The following is a 16,961-nucleotide window of genomic DNA, read 5'->3' as shown; positions in this document are numbered from 1 at the left end:
TTTTAGACGTTGTAGTTTGTTTGTTAGTTAAATTTGAGAGAAATTTTTCGAATTCCTTACCCTCATTCTGTTTGGCAAATATGTGAACAAAATTCTTAAAAAAAAAATCATTTACTATTGAATTTTTAGAATTTTTTCCTCATGTTTAAGCTCTAGCCGAAACTACAAAAAATTATTCAATTCTGCTTATGAAAATCGATGAAATACAAATAAGAGTGAGATATGGTGAAACAGACCAAATGGGAATTGTATATTACGGTAATTACGCATTATATCTTGAAGAAGGGCGAACGGAGTGGTTGCGTAAGTTTGGATTAACATATAAATCCATGGAAGAAAATGGCATCATGCTTCCGGTGGTTTCATTGTGTATAAACTATAAGAAATCAGCAGGTTATGACGAGCTGATTAATGTAAAAACTCAACTCAAAAAAATACCCACCGCAAAAATTGAATTTGAGTATGAAATTACGAACGAAAAAGGCGAAATTTTAACAACTGCTGAAACCATTTTGGTATTTGTTGATGCAAAAACGGGTAAACCCATTAAAGCGCCACAATATCTTTTGGATGCCTTGGAATAGACCACTTATATTTCTCTAATAGTGATCTCAAATAGGTTGTTGAAAATTTCAAAAACCTGCAAAGCTTCTTTTTTTCTAACGGAAATTGTTATTTGGCAATCCAGCTCCAATTTCTGATTGGTAATGTTTAGTTTTTTCTCTTTAATGATGCGCATTACGGTATTCATGTTTTTATAATCGAACGTAATCAGGTAATCTACATTTATGGTTTTTTTTAAAATTTTGGAAGCTTCCAGTGTTAACTGCGCTGTGGTTTTGTAAGCGTTAATTAATCCGCCAACACCCAATTTAATACCCCCAAAATAGCGCACCACCACAATTAAAATGTTGGTAACATCAAAAGATTGTATTTGCCCGTAAATAGGCATGCCTGCTGAATTGTTGGGTTCGCCATCGTCGTTTGCCCGATAGCTAATATGTTCCGTCCCTATTTGATAGGCATAGCACCAATGCCTTGCGGCGTGATGCTCTTTTTTTAAGTTGTTAATATGAAGTTTTACGTCATCTTCGGAAGTAATGGGATAGGCGTAACCGAAAAACTTACTGTTTTTATCTTTAAATAAAATAGCTTCGGTGGATGTGTCAATGGTTTTATATGTGTCTTTTTCAGTCAAATAAGTGGCTTTTGGTTTTAATAAGATTTGCAACGTCTTCAGTATTTGGGTTAATATGCCATGTATTAAAGCCCATAGATTCGGCGGTTTTTATGTTATGTTCATTATCGTCGATAAACAAACATGTGTTGGCTTTTAATGTGTTTTCGTTTAAAACGAATTCAAAAATATCAGTATTTGGCTTTACCAGATGAATGTCGTGCGACAAATAAAAGGCATCAAAACAACTTTTAAAATCTTCGTAAAACGATATGTTTTCTTTAATCCAATTTATATGAAGTTCGTTTGTGTTACTTAAAAGTATGAATTTGTATGTGTTTTGTTTTTTTAGATTTTGAAGAAATTCCAACCGATGCTTCGGAAAATCTTTCAGCATAAAGTTCCAAACTTCAATGAGTTCTTCTTTTGAAAGCTCCGGAAAATTTTCAGCATAAAACCCAAGAAACTCAATGGTAGACATCAATCCTTGTTCGTACAAGCTGTTGATGGCTATCATTTCATCTGAAAGCGCTTCAATTTTAAAAGTGTTTAGGGCGTGTTGCAAAGCGCCTTCAATATCCAAATTGATAAATACGTTGCCAAAATCGAATATTATGGTTTTAATCATTGATATAAATTTTAAGATGATCGGTCATTATTTTTTCTTCGGAAACTAATTTGCCTGAAAAATGAGGTGCTTTAACACCGTCTTTAAATAAAGTGTTTCCCGTAAAAACGCGTGCTTCATTCCAAAGATTTTCGTCTATAAAGGTTTGAAGTGTTTTTGCGCCACCTTCAATAATTACAGAGTTGATATTTTTCTGAAACAATACATCACAAATTTGTCTAGCTATGGAAGATTTTAAACTCCAATCTATATGTTTCAAGTTCAAATTGTTTTCCTTCGGACTGTGATCTTTAGTCTTCGAGCTAATAATAATCGTTTCAGCGTCATCATTAAAAACAGCATAATCTTTTGATAGCTTATTGTCTCTGTCAATCACAACTCGCGTTAGGTTTTGCCCTTTCCAATCTCTGGTTGTTAAACTGGGGTTGTCTTGAATAACCGTATTGGTGCCCACTAAAATGGCATGTTCTTCGGCGCGCCATTTGTGAACCAATTGCCTGGAAATGGCATTTGTAATCCAAACGGGTTTGTTTTCCTTTTTTGTTTTTGGCGCTATAAAACCATCGGCGGTTTCTGCCCATTTTAAAATAATGTACGGGCGTTTTTTATTGTGAAATGTAAAAAAGCGTTTGTGGTGGTTTTTGCATTCATTTTCCAAAACGCCTACCGTAACATGGCACCCCGCATTTTTGAGTTTTTCGATGCCTTTGCCAGCCACTTTTTCGTTATCATCTACACAACCAATAACCACATTTGGTATTTGGTGTTTAATAATTAAATCGCTGCACGGTGGGGTTTTTCCAAAATGCGAACAGGGTTCTAAAGTTACATACAGCGTGGCTTCTTTTAAAAGGGATTTGTTAGCAACAGCATTTATAGCATTGACTTCGGCATGATTGCCACCATATTTACTGGTGTATCCTTCGCCAATAATGGTGTTGTTACAAACAATTACAGCGCCAACCATAGGGTTTGGTCTGGTGGTCCCCAAGCCGTTTTTGGCAATTTCCATGCAGCGTTTTATGTATGTTTCGTGGTTTGCCAATCTTATATTTTAATTTTTACATGCTCGGTTTTATCAATATTGTAAGTATACGAAAATCCGAAAACCTTATATATTATATCACCTTTATATTGCACTTTTAGTTGCTTGCTTAACAAACTGCCAAGTAATCCGCCAAGGTTTTTATGGCTAAAAATACTATCGGTTGGGACATTTGCTTTTAAAGGAATTGAAAACTTTTTTTTTGCTGGGACATTAAAACTTTCGGTTGAAACGGTAGCCATTTCGTTATCATTAATAAACACTTTTATTTCATCTGTTTTTAAAGCGCCACCAATATCATTCGGATTTATAAACAAGGCATCAGCCGTAATTGTAATATATTTTGAGGTCGATTCAACAACTTTCACATTTTCAACATTTAAAAACACAGGTTTTTCCTTAACATTACAGCCCGATAGCACAAAGCACATTGTTGATAAAATAATCAACATCTTCATTTGGGGGTTTTTATATTTAAGTATCTTCACTTGCATAAAATGACTGTTTTAAATGAGTAAAGATACTATAGTTATTCGAGAAATTAGGCCCGAAGATAACGCACAAATTGAAGCCGTTATTAGGGCGTGTTTTCACGAGTTTAAAATCCCGTTGGAAGGTACAGCTTACGCCGATAATGAAACGCCGAGGATGTACGAATCGTATCAAAACGCCAACGATGTTTATTTTGTTGTTGACGATAACGGTGTTGTTTTAGGTGGTGGTGGCATTAAGCCTTTAAAGGATTTTGGGGCGGAGGTTTGCGAAATTCAAAAAATGTATTTTTCACCAAAAATTAGAGGAAAGGGATACGGGAAATTGATGTTTGAAAAATGTATGGAAGCCGCCAAAAAAATGGGTTACAAACAGTGTTATTTAGAATCGGCATCGCAACTTAAAGCCGCCATTCATATTTACGAGAGCTATGGTTTTAAACATTTAAAAGGTGCATTGGGAAATACCGGACATTATTCATGTGGTGTTTGGATGTTAAAAGATTTATGAATATAAAGGACATTCAAAATAAATTTCACGAAGCCTTAGATGCTATTTACGGCAAAGAAGAAGTAGATAGTTTCTTTTTCATGCTAATAGATTCTTATTATCAAATTTCAAGACTGCAATTGGCGATGGCGCCCGATTTTAAAATTGATAACCAAGATGCTATTTTAAATGCTTTAGAAGCCTTAAAACAAGAAAAGCCCATTCAATATATTTTAGGGGAAACTGAATTTTATGGTCTGCCTTTTAAAGTAAATAAGCATGTTTTGATACCACGACCAGAAACCGAAGAATTGGTAGAATGGGTGATTTCGGAATACAAAATTCAGAATTCAGTATTTAGCATTTTAGATATAGGTACGGGTAGCGGATGCATTGCTATTGCATTGGCTAAAAACCTGCCAAATGCTAAAGTTTATGCTTTAGATGTGAGTAAAGATGCGTTAAAAACAGCAAGGCAAAATGCGGAATTAAACCATGTTGAAATTGAATTTATTGAAGCTGATATTTTGACGTGCCGTCATGCTGAACTTGTTTCAGCATCGCATAAGTTTGATGTTATTGTATCCAACCCGCCATATGTTCGTGAACAGGAAAAAGCACAAATAAAAAACAATGTTTTAAATAACGAGCCGCATTTGGCACTGTTTGTAAAAGATGAAAACCCACTTTTGTTTTACGATGCTATTTCGCGTTTTGCAACGCATAAATTAAGTGAAAAAGGCATGCTGTTTTTTGAAATTAATGAATATCTTGGCAACGATATGATTCGGTTGTTAAATAACAAACAATTTAAAAATATCGAGCTAAAACAGGATATCTTTCGAAAAGATAGAATGATAAAAGGTGTATTTAATTAATAATTGAAAGTTAAAAGCAATAATTAATATTTATTATTGTTCCTTCGAATACCGATAGCTATCGGGAAGGGATCTATTATGAAAAAATACTTCTACATATTATTTAGTTTATGGATTATTTGTTTTTCATGTAAAGAAAAGCAGAAAGAAGCTGTTATTCTTAAAGAAAAAGCAGTTGTTGAAATTCAAAAAAAAGAAAAAAAAGATTCTATCTCTCTCAAGCAACTACTCAAAATAAATAATTTAGATTCTATTTATGCTTTGTCAAATAAAGTTTCTCCAAATTTTTTAAAAGCCGATTTCAATGGAGATAATAAAGAAGATATAGCTTTTTTAGTTGAAGAACTAAAATCTAAAAAAATTGGACTAATATTTTTTCACAGTAATGATTCATATTTTATATTGGGAGCTGGCATAAAGTTTAATGATGATTTGGATGATATGAATTGGTTAGATATTTTGAAATTAGACAATAATAAAATTCAGTATAAAATGCTTTTTGACGAAGAAACTTTTGATATTATTGGAGATAAAGAAGTTATTATACCAAATATTGGAATAAGCATTAGAGAAGAAGAAGGTAGCGGAGGATTATTATACTTTAAAGAGGGAAGTTATAAATATTTACATCAAGGATGTTAAAAAATAATGTTCCGATTGCTATCGGAATAGTGGCAAAAAAATGAATATAAAACAACACATACAAAACCTGCGTAACGTATTACGCGAGCACAATTACAATTACTACGTCCTCGATAATCCCACCATTTCAGATTACGATTTCGATATAAAGCTAAAAGAACTCCAAGAGCTGGAAGCTAAGCATCCCGAGTTTTTTGATGCCAATTCGCCATCCCAACGTGTTGGAGGCGAAGTCACCAAAAATTTTGAAACCATTGCGCACGAGCACCGTATGTATTCGTTGGATAATTCGTATTCTAAACAAGATTTGCAAGATTGGGAAACCCGCATTAAAAAGTTGGTTGATGGCGCTATTCAATACACTTGCGAATTAAAATACGATGGGGCTTCTATAAGTTTAACCTACGAAAACGGACTATTGACCAAAGCCGTCACCCGAGGCGACGGATTTCAAGGCGATAATGTAACGGCAAACGTAAAAACCATAAAATCGGTGCCGCTACAGTTAAAAGGTGATTATCCACCAAAATTCGATATTCGTGGCGAAATTGTTTTGCCCTTTGATGGGTTTCATAAAATGAACGAGGAGCGTATTGCATTGGGCGAAGAACCCTACCGTAACCCAAGAAATACGGCGTCGGGAAGTTTAAAGCTTCAGGATAGTGCCGAAGTAGCAAAACGGCCGCTGGAATGTTTATTGTACAATATTACGGGGGCAAACTTGGGTATTACAACCCAATTTGAAAGTTTGGAAAAAGCAAGACAATGGGGGTTTAAGGTGCCAGATGCTGCAAAACTTGCGAATTCCATTGATGACGTTTTGGAGTTTATAAATTATTGGAATGTGCACCGACACGATTTACCTTATGAAACCGATGGGGTGGTAGTTAAAGTGAATAGCTTGCAACAACAAGAGGAGTTGGGCTATACCGCGAAAGCACCGCGTTGGGCTATGGCGTACAAATTTAAGGCCGAACAGGTTTCAACGCGGCTAAACGAAATTACGTATCAAGTTGGGCGCACGGGAGCCATTACGCCTGTGGCTAATTTAGAGCCGGTAGAGTTGGCTGGTACAACCGTAAAGCGGGCGTCGTTACATAATGCCGACCAGATAGAAAAATTAGACATTAGAGTAGGGGATACGGTTTTTGTTGAAAAAGGCGGGGAAATTATCCCAAAAATTATCGCTGTTGATTTAACAAAACGTAACCCAGATTCTGTCCCAACCCAATACATTACGCATTGTCCTGAATGCCAAACTGAATTGGTGCGACAAGAAGGTGAGGCACAGCATTATTGCCCCAATTACAATGGTTGTAAACCTCAAATTATCGGTCGTATTCAACATTTTATATCTAGAAAAGCTATGGATATTGAAGGCTTAGGTGGTGAAACCGTAGCGCTTTTGGTCAATGAAGGTTTAATTGATAACTATTCTGATTTATACGAATTAACAAAAGAGCAAGTATTGCCTTTGGAGCGCATGGCAGAAAAAAGTGCAGAAAACTTGGTTGCAGGTATTGAAGTGTCAAAGCAAATCCCTTTTGAACGTGTTTTGTTTGCTCTCGGTATCCGGTTTGTTGGAGAAACGGTTGCCAAAAAATTAGCTAAACATTATAAAAGTATTGATGCTATTGCCCAGGCATCAGAGGAAGATTTGGTAAATGTTGATGAAATAGGCGTTAAAATAGCACAAAGTGTTACCGCTTTTTTTCAAGATGAAAAGAATGTTTCAATTGTAAATAGGTTAAAACAGTTTGGAGTCCAGTTGGAAATATCAGCAGATCAACTTAAAGGGCAAACTAATATTTTACAAGGGCAATCCATTGTGGTAACCGGTGTTTTTGAATCTATTTCCAGAAATGATCTAAAAAAACTTATCGAAGACAATGGTGGTAAGGTTAGTAATTCCATTTCTTCAAAAACGAGTTATATCGTTGCAGGTGCTAATATGGGACCAAGTAAAAAACTAAAGGCTGAACAACTAAATATAGATATTATTAGCGAATATGAATTCCTACAAAAAGTTGATAGAAACTAGGTTTTTATCGATAAAATACATTTTATTATCGTTTAATTGTTTAAAATGTGTTATATTTGTAGCATGACTATAAAAGCTGTTAAGTTCAAATCGAACATCTTGATAGGTTTAATTGTGATCGCTTATATCCTCTTTGTTGTTTTTCAATTTAGTGGTAACGAGGTTATGGCAACGAGCTTCAGTTCACTTGTATTTCCTTTAATAGCAGGACTTTATTTTGTGTCTGTACGACGAAAAACACTGTTTTTTAGCTTGTTTTTAATTTGTTACTCTTTGTCGGAATTACTTTTTTTCACTATTGATTATATACCTTATCAATACTTTTATTTCACTGGAAATATTTTAAGTATGTTATCGTATGTTTTTCTTTTAGTCGAAGTCTGTAAATCCATTTGTGCTTTCCATGTTTTAAAGAATTATAAAATACATATTGTGGTGCTTACCATCTTAAACATTTACATCGCTTATGTTTTGCAGGAAACCATAAGCCCGTATATAGAATTTACGAATGAATACTTGTTAGAAATAGTCTATAATATTGTAATGTTGTTACTCTTGTCTGTATCACTAATAAATTATATTTATAAAGATGATAAAAAATCATTATTCTTCTTTTTTGGCGCTTTATGCATTGTTTTTAGCGAAGTAATTAATGTGGCCTATTTATATGTGATACATCAAAATGCTTTTAATTTTGTATCGGTATCCTTATTTGTTTTGGCTTTTTACTTTCTTTATCAGCAATCAAATTTAAAGCATAGTAAAGTTAATAAAATTAAAGGTTCGATAACGTAGTTAACTATCTATAATAAAATCATTAACCATTTGTTTTTAAACATTTAAAAAGTTTAACAATTTCTAGGCTTAGTTGTATATTTTGTTAAATTTGTCTGTTAATTTTTACAACTATGACTTTTTCTAAGGTTTTAATAGGGTTAATCAGTTTAGTTTATAGCTTATTTGTGGGGTTTGAGTTTTTCGGACACCCGACTGTAGCCACACACATCAGCGTGCTGATTATTCCGCTTATTGTGCTGCTTTACTTTGTTTCAGTTAAAAAGAAAACACTTTTTTTCAGCCTTTTTTTAATATTCTATGCTATCCCAGAACTCTTGCTTTTTGTAAAAGATGCCATGGTTTACCAAACGTACTATTATATATGTAATACTTTGTGCGTAGCGGCTTATGTGTTTTTGTTAATAGAGATTTATAAATCCATAAATTTTAAAGAGGTTTTAAAAAGATTTAAAGTACAGGTGATTGTGCTCGCTATTTTAAGCTTATATATGGGGTTTGTGTTGTTTAAAATTATTTCCCCTTCATTGAGAATATCGGTAGAATATATTTTAGAAATTACGTATAATATTTTGATACTTTTGGTGCTATCTGTTTCTCTTTTGAATTATTTTTATAAGGATGATAAAAAATCTTTGTTCCTGTTTCTGGGAGCGTTGTGCATTGTTTTTAGCGAAGTTATCAATATTGCATACATATATTTAGCCAATCAAAATCTACTTAACTTTATGTTTGTGTCCCTGTTTGTTTTGGCATTCTTCTTTTTATTGCAACAATCAAAACTTGATGATGAAACTGAAGACGTTTTAGCAGTGCAATAGGTATCAAATTACACTTGTTTATTGAAGAAAGGGATGTTTTTTCGGTAGCGATAAAGAATAACTGAAGCAAGTACAAAAGTAATAACGGCAGTAAAAAACAAAACGCCTCCATCGTTATTTACCTCAATACCAAGTAGTGTTAAATGCATGAAAATGGCACCAGACATCAAACCAATTGTTAAACCTGCACCTAGCCAAACGGTTTTAGGTATTAATAGCAAAACCCCTGCAATAAGCTCTAAAATACCTATGCCAATCCTCCCAAAAGGTTCTAGCCCAACCGTTTTAAAAATATATACACTATCTGGATGTGCTGTAAATTTAAAACGAAGGGTTTGAATTAAAATAACAGCCACAAGTATTCTTAAAATTAACGATGTGTGTTTTTTCATGTTTTAACAATTAATTTGAGCACGACATTTTTAATAAGATTGCTTTTTGTGGCTATGGGTTTTTATCGTTAAAACACAAAATACTAACAAAATAATCGACAAAAAGCATGGTTTTATCGCTGTAATTGATTTTTATTTTTATATTTGTCCGACCTACTTATATAAAATACCATGAAAAATTCGTTCATACTTAGCTTTAATAAGTTGTTTTTTGGCGTATTATTGCTTTTGGTTTCCGTAAATATTATTGGCGCTTTTAGTGAAAATGCATCCTTTTTACAAACTGCAAAAGTGTTTTTTATCCCTGCTTTGTTGACTTTGTTTTTTATAAAATATAAGTCGTTGAGCCTACCTTTTATTTTGTTTTTTCTGTTTTCGTTTTTAGGAGATGTATCTTTAGCATTTTTTGACAACGAATTTTTCATTAAAGCTTCAAGTGTTTTCTACTTTTTAAGCTATTTGAGTTTAATAGGAATTGCCTTTTTTAAATTTAAGTTTTTTGAAATCGATAAGGTTGTCGGCACGTATTTAGTAGTTGTCTTTTTAATAAACGCCTATTTCTTATATACATTTTACAGCATTTTAAAAGCCATTGTACCAGATAGTTTTGAGGTGCTTTTGTTTGGTGTAAAAAATCTTTCTTTAATCTTATTGGTCTTTTTGGCCTTCGGAATGTATTTGGCAAACGATACCAAGCCTTCCATTCTCTTTTTAATGGTAGCGCTATGTTTGGTTTTTTCTACAATTCTAAACTATGTTAGTTTGTATTATGTGTACAGCTGGAGTTTTGTAATGTTGGAAAGAATTATTTACGCCATTGGAGTGTATCTGTTGTTAAACTATATTATGGTTGAAAACAAAAATGCCATTATCCAAAACAAGGCGCAAGACCGTTATAATTCCGATAATATTTTTGCCTAAACAATTATGGATGTGCCTTGAGCCGCTTTGTTTTTATTAGCATCAAAATAAAAGTCTATTTTACCAAGATTAATGCCATAACACCCCACTTGGTTAACTAGCATATTTTTACCTTCAATATTTTTTACAACGGTCGGTTTTTTCAAAAAAGTATGGGTGTGTCCGCCAATAATTAAATCGATGTTTTTTGTAGCCGCGGCCAGTTTTAAATCACTTATTTTGGTTGTGCTATTTCGATAATTATAGCCTAAATGCGATAAACAGATTATTAAATCGCATTGCTCATCTTCTTTAAGAATTCTAGTCATTTCTTGCGACGTTTCAATAGGATCCAAATATTTAGTTTCCTTAAACATCGACGGGTCAACCAAACCGTTTAACTCAATTCCCAAACCAAAAACACCAATTTTAATTCCATCTTTTTTAAAGATTTTATAGGGTTTTGCATGGGTGTCCATTATGGTGTTTGAAAAATCGTAGTTGGACGAAACAAATTCAAATTCGGCATGTGGCAATTGGGTGTAAAGACCTTCAATACCGTTGTCAAAATCATGGTTGCCAATGGTTGCTGCATCGTATTTTAGCTTACTCATTAATTTAAACTCCAATTCACCACCATAATAGTTAAAATATGGTGTTCCCTGAAAAATATCGCCGGCGTCCATAAGCAAGGTATTTGGGTTTTCGTTTCTAATAGATTCAATTAAACCCGCTCTTCTAGCTACACCGCCTTTATTGGCGTTTCTGCCATCATCCGGACCAAAAGCATCAATATGACTGTGCACATCGTTGGTATGCAAAATAGTGATTTTTGTTTTTTTTACGGCCGAAGTAAACGACTGCAATCCTAAAGTGCCAAGAGTTACCAATGCGGTACCAGCCGTAGCTTGTTGTATAAAATCTCTGCGTTTCATTTTCTTGTTAAGTTGTTTTGTTTAAATAACTTATAAATTAATCTATCTGAATAAACCTATCGTCAACCACAGGATTTATGGTGTCTAACTTCACAAATTTATCTATTAGAGCATTTCTTAATTTATAATTTAAATTATACAGGCTGTCGTTGGTTTTAAAAAACGACATGTTATCGCCACCGTTGTATAAATAATCGTTGGTAGCTACATAATAGGTTTTGTTTTTCTCAATGTTTTTACCGTTAATTTTCGCTTCAAAAACATTAAAATCTTTATCGAGTACAAGTTTTAATTTCGAAATAGGATGCGCTCGTTTTTTGGATTTTAAAAAAGAGATAATACTATCAACTTGAGCCCCTTTTAGCGCCACAACCACAATGCTGTTCTCAAAAGGCATCAATTTAAAAGCGGTTCTTTTGGTAACGTTTCCTTTTGGTAAAATAGAGCGGATACCGCCGTGATTCAACAACACCATATCAATATTTTTACCCGTTCTTTTATTGAAAATAGGATTGGCCTCACTGTAAACGGCATCGGCCATAAAGTTGCCAACGGCCGTGTTTAAATCGCCATCGGTTTTAGAAAACGTATGTACAGAATAGGCTAAAACACTGTCTAAATCTTTTTGGATATTGTCTCTAAAAGGTTTGATAAACGATTCGATTTCGGCATTTGGCGTCAAGCTATCGGTAATTTGAATTTGCTTGCCTTCAATTTTGGTTAAGTGCAATTTTTCTTGCTTACAACCTAGAAAAATAAAAATATATAACAAAAAAATAAAATGTGTGAACCTCATAAATGAAACGATTTTTTGAATGTACTTTTGCTACCTTTGCGAAAAGTATAAAGATAAATGATTTTAAAAGGTTTTAAAGAAAAATCTAATAAAAAGCACCTTAACAAATTGTTGTCGCAACGCGAAGTAAGTGTTACGGACAGTAAGGTTAAAAGTTTGGGTGTTATCTTAAATATTGATGAAGTTGATGATTTTGAGTTGTTTAGGGTTTTGGCAGCTCATTTAAACGTGCGCCCAAATAGGCTTAAAATCATTGCGTTTTCGGCTAATAAAAAAGATACCTTGAGTTCTTGGGATGCCTGTTACAATCCTAAAGATTTTGGTTGGAGCGGCACTATTAAGAATATAGAATTGCAAACGTTTTTAAGCACCAAGTTTGATGCGTTGATTAGTTATTATACAACTGAAGATTTGGAGTTAAAATTGCTTACGGCAAAATCTGAAGCCCAATTCAAAATAGGCATTTTGCAAACCGATGAGCGATTAAACGATTTAATAATAAACACCAACATAAAAGAATTTAACGTATTTAAAGCCGAAGTGCATAAATACTTAACCATATTAAATAAAATTAAAAATGAGCAGTAAGTTTTTGGGTACTGGAGTGGCATTGGTTACACCGTTTAAATCCGATTTGAGTATAGACCATGACGCCTTGGCGAATATTGTTAATTTCAATATTGAAAACGGCACCGATTACCTTGTAATTTGTGGCACAACGGGAGAAAGCGTTACCATTACCAAAACAGAAAAACAGGCTGTTGTTAAAACCATATCGAAAGCTAATAAGGGTCGGTTACCACTGGTTTTAGGTATCGGGGGTAACAATACAGCATCGGTAATTGAAGAAATAAATGCAACCGATTTAAGTGGTATTGATGCCATTTTATCGGTATCGCCGTATTACAGTAAACCAACGCAAAAGGGGCTGTATCAGCATTTTAAAGCGGTTTCCGAAGCATGTCCCACAGACATTATTTTATACAACGTTCCTGGGCGTACTTCAAAAAATATGGATGTAGAAACCACCTTGCGATTGGCAAACGATTTTGAAAATATTGTTGCCGTTAAAGAAGCAGGAAACAACGTGGCACAATATTTACAATTGCTAAAAAATAAACCCGAAGATTTTTTAATAATTTCTGGTGACGACGATCTCGCTTTGGGCATAGTTTTAGCCGGTGGAGCAGGTGTTATTTCGGTGATTGGGCAAGCCTTTCCCAAAGCCTTTTCAAACATGGTGCGTTTGGGCTTAAAGGGTGAAGCAAAAGCTGCTTATGCCATTCATTTTAAACTAATGGATGTGGTTAGCCATATTTTTGAAGAGAATAATCCAGCGGGCATTAAAGCTGTTTTTGAAGCCTTAAATCTATGTCAAGATACCGTAAGGTTGCCATTGGTGCCAGCTTCAAATTCCTTGAAAGAAAAAATCGCTGCATTTGTAAAAGACTTCGAGTAATGTTAAATATAACTTAAACCTTGTGGTTACTAGACTTCAACATTTATTTTAGCAGAGAAATTATATTTTTAAAATCCATATTAATACCTTAATTTTGCATTCTGTTTTAAAATCTATGAAATGAGCATTTTTAAAATCTTGAGACTAAGCAAGATGTTAGTTATGCGAATTACATTTGTCTTTTAAAAAGCAACGAACAACATCAAATGAAGAAGTTTTTTTATATCATATTTACCATTTCTATTTTTAGCTCTTGCAGCGAGTATCAAAAAGTTTTAAAAAACGAAGAGATTGCTCCTAAATTTAAAATGGGTGAGGCTTTGTATAACGAAGGTAAATATGCCAAAGCCAACAAGCTTTTTGCGCAAATTGTACCAAACTACCGTGGGAAGCCCCAGGCTGAAAAATTGATGTATTTATATTCCAATACGTTTTATAAAACCAAGGATTACTATATTGCCGGTTATCAGTTTGAGCGTTTTGCGTCAAGTTATCCCAAAAGTGAAAAAGTAGAAGAAGCAGCGTTTTTAAGCGCTAAAAGCTACTATATGCTGTCGCCGGTATATTCCAAAGATCAAAAAGAAACAGTTGAAGCCATCGAAAAACTGCAAGCCTTTATCAATTTATATCCGGAGTCTGAGTATAGCGCAGAAGCTAACAAATTAGTCCAGGAATTGGATTATAAATTAGAAAAGAAAGCCTTTGAGATTGCTAAGCAATACAACAAAATTGCTTTTACATCTACAGAGTTAGAGGCCGCTATAAAATCGTTTGACAACTTTATTCTCGATTTTCCGGGTTCTAGTTTGCGCGAAGACGCCTTGTTTTACAAGCTCGATTCTGCTTATAAATTGGCCATTAATAGTGTGGAGTATAAGAAGCAAAACAGATTAATAACGGCAAAGGAATATTACAACACATTCATAGAAAAATATCCAAATTCAAAACATACAGAAGTGGTAAACGCAATGGCTTTGGAGATGGATGAAGTATTAAAAAATTACAGCACTAAAAGTTAAATTATTATGTCAATGGACTTAAAAAAAACCAACGCTCCAGTAAATACTGTGACTTATGATAGAAATCAAATCGATGAGCCAACAGGCAACATCTACGAATCTATTTCTATTATCGCAAGACGCGCTGAACAAATCAATTCAGAAATTAAAAAAGAACTTATTGATAAGTTGGAAGAATTTGCCACTTACAACGATAGTCTTGAAGAAATTTTTGAAAACAAAGAACAAATCGAAGTTTCTAAATTTTACGAAAAGTTGCCAAAACCCCACGCATTAGCGGTACAGGAATGGTTAACCGATAAAATTTACCACAGAAATACTGAGGAAGATTCTCAGGAATAATAACTTTATGAGCATTCTAAGCGGCAAGAACATACTATTGGGAATTAGTGGTGGTATTGCCGCTTATAAAACAGCTTCATTAGTTAGGTTATTTGTAAAATCGGGCGCCAACGTAAAAGTTGTTATGACCCCTTCAGCCAAAGATTTTATAACCCCTTTAACCTTATCAACACTTTCAAAAAATCCTGTACATACTTCTTTTACAAATGAAGAAGATGATAATGCAGTGTGGAATAATCATGTCGAATTAGGACTTTGGGCCGATTATTTCATCATAGCTCCAGCCACGGCAAACACGCTTTCTAAAATGGCAAATGGGGTTTGCGACAACTTACTTTTAGCAACCTATCTTTCGGCCAAATGTCCGGTTTACTTTGCGCCAGCCATGGATTTGGATATGTACAAACATCCGTCAACACTCACTTCATTTGAGAAACTTAATGCCTTCGGAAACATTATGATTCCCGCAACAAGCGGCGAATTGGCAAGTGGTTTAGTAGGCGAGGGGCGCATGGCAGAACCCGAGGATATCCTCAGTTTTATAGAAAACGATATTTTGGATAAACTTCCGCTACGCGGAAAAAAAGTTTTAATTACCGCAGGCCCCACTTACGAGGCTATCGATCCGGTTCGTTTTATCGGCAATCATTCCAGCGGTAAAATGGGATTCGAAATCGCCAAAGCTTCGGCCAACCTCGGCGCATCGGTTGTTTTAATTACCGGACCAACACATCATAAAGTAAATCATGCGTTAATTGAAGTTGTGCCCGTTATCAGCGCACAAGATATGTACGATGCCGCTCACAAGTATTTTAACGATGTTGATATCGCCATACTTTCGGCCGCTGTAGCCGATTTCAAACCAAAAGAAACAGCAACTCAAAAAATAAAAAAGAAGGATTCTGCGTTAAACATAGAGTTGATTAAAACCAAGGATATTTTAGAATCTTTGGGTCAAATTAAAAAACAGCAGTATTTGGTTGGTTTTGCTTTAGAAACCGAAAACGAACTTGAAAATGCTATCGGGAAACTAAAAAGAAAGCATTTAAATTTAATTGTTTTAAATTCGTTAAACGATAAAGGCGCAGGTTTTAAAACGGAAACCAACAAAGTGACTTTTATTGATGAAAACGAAAACATAACCAAATTTCAATTAAAGTCTAAAGCCGATGTTGCAAAAGATTTATTAACCGAAATTATAAAACAAATTGATGCGTAATATTATTTTAATTTTATTGGTAAGTTTTGGTGTCAATGGCTTTTCGCAAGAGTTAAATTGCAACATTGTGGTTAATGCTTTGCAAACGGGTAACGAAAATCTGCAAATTTTTAAAACACTCGAAAAGCAACTAAACGAGTTTGTTAATAATACAAAATGGACCAACAAAACCTATGCAAATCAAGAGCGTATAAATTGCAGCATGGTTATTAGCATTACCAATTTTAGCGGCGAAGCGTTTCAAGGTACGCTGCAAGTGCAATCGTCGCGCCCCGTTTTTGGGTCTTCTTACAGCACACCGCTTTATAGTTTTAACGATAAGGATTTTTCATTCCGATATTTAGAATTTCAAAATCTCACATTCAACCCAACGCAATTCGAGTCAAACTTAGTTTCGGTTTTGGCGTTTCATATATATATGATTTTAGCTATCGATGCCGATTCGTTTTCAGAAAACGGAGGCGATTCGTATTATTCACAGGCACAAACCATTACCAATTATTCCCAACAACAAAACTTTAAAGGTTGGAAAGTTGAAGATGGTTTACAAAGCAGGTTTGCATTGATTGACAATGTATTATCGCCAACTTTTAAAGAGTACAGAGCCGTTATGTATAACTATCACATACACGGTTTGGATATTATGAGTGATGATGCAAAAGGAGGAAAAGAGCAAATAGCTGATGCTTTAATGACATTTAATGCCATGAATAGCCGCCGACCAAACTCTTTTGTTTTGCGTACTTTTTTTGATGCCAAGGCTGATGAAATTCAGCAGATTTTCTCCGATGGTCCCAACGTGAATATTACCAATGTTAAGGACATGCTTCAAAAAGTAGCACCTACACATGCTGCGAAATGGCGAAATATTAAATTTTAAAAACCACCCAA

The 16,961-nt window shown here is 34.3% G+C and carries 21 protein-coding genes; 14 read left to right on the top strand and 7 right to left on the bottom strand.

Annotated features, from left to right (window positions below; genetic code table 11):
* Positions 1–188 precede the first annotated feature (188 nt).
* A complete protein-coding gene (locus RNZ46_RS16895) occupies positions 189–584 on the top strand; it encodes an acyl-CoA thioesterase (RefSeq protein WP_316983347.1) in 396 nt (131 codons plus the stop codon).
* A 5-nt stretch (positions 585–589) separates the two neighbouring features.
* On the opposite strand, the gene RNZ46_RS16890 is transcribed toward RNZ46_RS16895, so the two are convergent.
* Genes RNZ46_RS16890 through RNZ46_RS16875 form a run of 4 tightly spaced genes read right to left on the bottom strand, consistent with a single transcriptional unit; the run spans position 590 to position 3,344 of the window.
* Positions 590–1,198, bottom strand: a complete 609-nt coding sequence (locus RNZ46_RS16890; protein WP_316983346.1) for an IMPACT family protein — start codon at positions 1,196–1,198, stop codon at positions 590–592.
* Entirely contained in the window at positions 1,191–1,805 is a 615-nt protein-coding gene (locus RNZ46_RS16885) for an HAD family hydrolase (protein WP_316983345.1), read from the bottom strand. Before RNZ46_RS16885 ends, RNZ46_RS16890 begins: the two co-directional genes overlap by 8 nt.
* Positions 1,798–2,850 (bottom strand): bifunctional diaminohydroxyphosphoribosylaminopyrimidine deaminase/5-amino-6-(5-phosphoribosylamino)uracil reductase RibD, encoded by a 1,053-nt coding sequence (gene ribD, locus RNZ46_RS16880; RefSeq protein WP_316983344.1) that lies wholly within the window; start codon positions 2,848–2,850, stop codon positions 1,798–1,800. The genes RNZ46_RS16885 and ribD overlap by 8 nt, the downstream gene beginning before the upstream one ends.
* Before the next feature lie 2 nt (positions 2,851–2,852).
* Positions 2,853–3,344 (bottom strand): hypothetical protein, encoded by a 492-nt coding sequence (locus tag RNZ46_RS16875; RefSeq protein WP_316983343.1) that lies wholly within the window; start codon positions 3,342–3,344, stop codon positions 2,853–2,855.
* A 16-nt stretch (positions 3,345–3,360) separates the two neighbouring features.
* Between RNZ46_RS16875 and RNZ46_RS16870 the strand changes: the two genes are divergently transcribed.
* The 6 genes from RNZ46_RS16870 to RNZ46_RS16845 all read left to right on the top strand — a co-directional run bounded on the left by RNZ46_RS16870 (position 3,361) and on the right by RNZ46_RS16845 (position 9,008).
* Positions 3,361–3,852: a GNAT family N-acetyltransferase gene (locus RNZ46_RS16870; protein ID WP_316983342.1), complete on the top strand. Its 492-nt coding sequence runs from the start codon at positions 3,361–3,363 to the stop codon at positions 3,850–3,852.
* Positions 3,849–4,709, top strand: coding sequence for a peptide chain release factor N(5)-glutamine methyltransferase (prmC, locus tag RNZ46_RS16865; protein WP_316983341.1), 861 nt, complete (start codon positions 3,849–3,851; stop codon positions 4,707–4,709). Before RNZ46_RS16870 ends, prmC begins: the two co-directional genes overlap by 4 nt.
* Positions 4,710–4,787: 78 nt before the next feature.
* Complete coding sequence (locus tag RNZ46_RS16860) at positions 4,788–5,351, top strand: hypothetical protein (protein WP_316983340.1); 564 nt, start codon at positions 4,788–4,790, stop codon at positions 5,349–5,351.
* Between the two features lie 40 nt (positions 5,352–5,391).
* Entirely contained in the window at positions 5,392–7,392 is a 2,001-nt protein-coding gene (ligA, locus tag RNZ46_RS16855) for an NAD-dependent DNA ligase LigA (protein ID WP_316983339.1), read from the top strand.
* Between the two features lie 273 nt (positions 7,393–7,665).
* Positions 7,666–8,187 carry a hypothetical protein gene (locus RNZ46_RS16850; RefSeq protein WP_316983338.1) on the top strand — a complete coding sequence of 174 codons (522 nt, stop codon included), beginning with the start codon at positions 7,666–7,668 and terminating at the stop codon, positions 8,185–8,187.
* A 113-nt stretch (positions 8,188–8,300) separates the two neighbouring features.
* The gene (locus RNZ46_RS16845) at positions 8,301–9,008 is read left to right on the top strand and encodes a hypothetical protein (protein ID WP_316983337.1); all 708 of its coding nucleotides are present in this window, start codon (positions 8,301–8,303) and stop codon (positions 9,006–9,008) included.
* Between the two features lie 8 nt (positions 9,009–9,016).
* On the opposite strand, the gene RNZ46_RS16840 is transcribed toward RNZ46_RS16845, so the two are convergent.
* A complete protein-coding gene (locus RNZ46_RS16840; RefSeq protein WP_316983336.1) occupies positions 9,017–9,400 on the bottom strand; it encodes a DoxX family membrane protein in 384 nt (127 codons plus the stop codon).
* 171 nt (positions 9,401–9,571) lie between these two features.
* On the opposite strand from RNZ46_RS16840, the gene RNZ46_RS16835 reads away from it, so the two are divergent.
* Positions 9,572–10,321: a hypothetical protein gene (locus tag RNZ46_RS16835; protein ID WP_316983335.1), complete on the top strand. Its 750-nt coding sequence runs from the start codon at positions 9,572–9,574 to the stop codon at positions 10,319–10,321.
* On the opposite strand, the gene RNZ46_RS16830 is transcribed toward RNZ46_RS16835, so the two are convergent.
* On the bottom strand, positions 10,318–11,235 hold the full coding sequence (locus RNZ46_RS16830; RefSeq protein WP_316983334.1) for a bifunctional metallophosphatase/5'-nucleotidase: 918 nt from the start codon (positions 11,233–11,235) through the stop codon (positions 10,318–10,320). The two genes, RNZ46_RS16835 and RNZ46_RS16830, sit on opposite strands and share 4 nt — an antisense overlap.
* 37 nt (positions 11,236–11,272) lie before the next feature.
* Positions 11,273–11,965, bottom strand: coding sequence for a 5'-nucleotidase C-terminal domain-containing protein (locus RNZ46_RS16825; protein WP_316983333.1), 693 nt, complete (start codon positions 11,963–11,965; stop codon positions 11,273–11,275).
* A gap of 123 nt (positions 11,966–12,088) precedes the next feature.
* Between RNZ46_RS16825 and RNZ46_RS16820 the strand changes: the two genes are divergently transcribed.
* The 6 genes from RNZ46_RS16820 to porD all read left to right on the top strand — a co-directional run bounded on the left by RNZ46_RS16820 (position 12,089) and on the right by porD (position 16,950).
* The gene (locus tag RNZ46_RS16820; RefSeq protein ID WP_316983332.1) at positions 12,089–12,619 is read left to right on the top strand and encodes a DUF6913 domain-containing protein; all 531 of its coding nucleotides are present in this window, start codon (positions 12,089–12,091) and stop codon (positions 12,617–12,619) included.
* Complete coding sequence (dapA, locus tag RNZ46_RS16815; RefSeq protein ID WP_316983331.1) at positions 12,609–13,490, top strand: 4-hydroxy-tetrahydrodipicolinate synthase; 882 nt, start codon at positions 12,609–12,611, stop codon at positions 13,488–13,490. The genes RNZ46_RS16820 and dapA overlap by 11 nt, the downstream gene beginning before the upstream one ends.
* 206 nt (positions 13,491–13,696) lie before the next feature.
* Complete coding sequence (locus RNZ46_RS16810; RefSeq protein WP_316983330.1) at positions 13,697–14,509, top strand: outer membrane protein assembly factor BamD; 813 nt, start codon at positions 13,697–13,699, stop codon at positions 14,507–14,509.
* 12 nt (positions 14,510–14,521) lie between these two features.
* Complete coding sequence (locus tag RNZ46_RS16805) at positions 14,522–14,851, top strand: DNA-directed RNA polymerase subunit omega (protein ID WP_311938832.1); 330 nt, start codon at positions 14,522–14,524, stop codon at positions 14,849–14,851.
* 7 nt (positions 14,852–14,858) lie between these two features.
* Positions 14,859–16,070, top strand: coding sequence for a bifunctional phosphopantothenoylcysteine decarboxylase/phosphopantothenate--cysteine ligase CoaBC (coaBC, locus tag RNZ46_RS16800; RefSeq protein WP_316983329.1), 1,212 nt, complete (start codon positions 14,859–14,861; stop codon positions 16,068–16,070).
* Positions 16,063–16,950 carry a type IX secretion system protein PorD gene (gene porD, locus RNZ46_RS16795; protein ID WP_316983328.1) on the top strand — a complete coding sequence of 296 codons (888 nt, stop codon included), beginning with the start codon at positions 16,063–16,065 and terminating at the stop codon, positions 16,948–16,950. The genes coaBC and porD overlap by 8 nt, the downstream gene beginning before the upstream one ends.
* The last annotated feature ends 11 nt before the right edge of the window (positions 16,951–16,961 follow it).

The sequence above is a fragment of the Hwangdonia lutea genome, from assembly GCF_032814565.1.
Classification (GTDB): Bacteria; Bacteroidota; Bacteroidia; order Flavobacteriales; family Flavobacteriaceae; genus Hwangdonia; species Hwangdonia lutea.
Note: the sequence above shows the minus strand (reverse complement) of the source record. Positions and strands in the feature narration are given on the sequence as shown.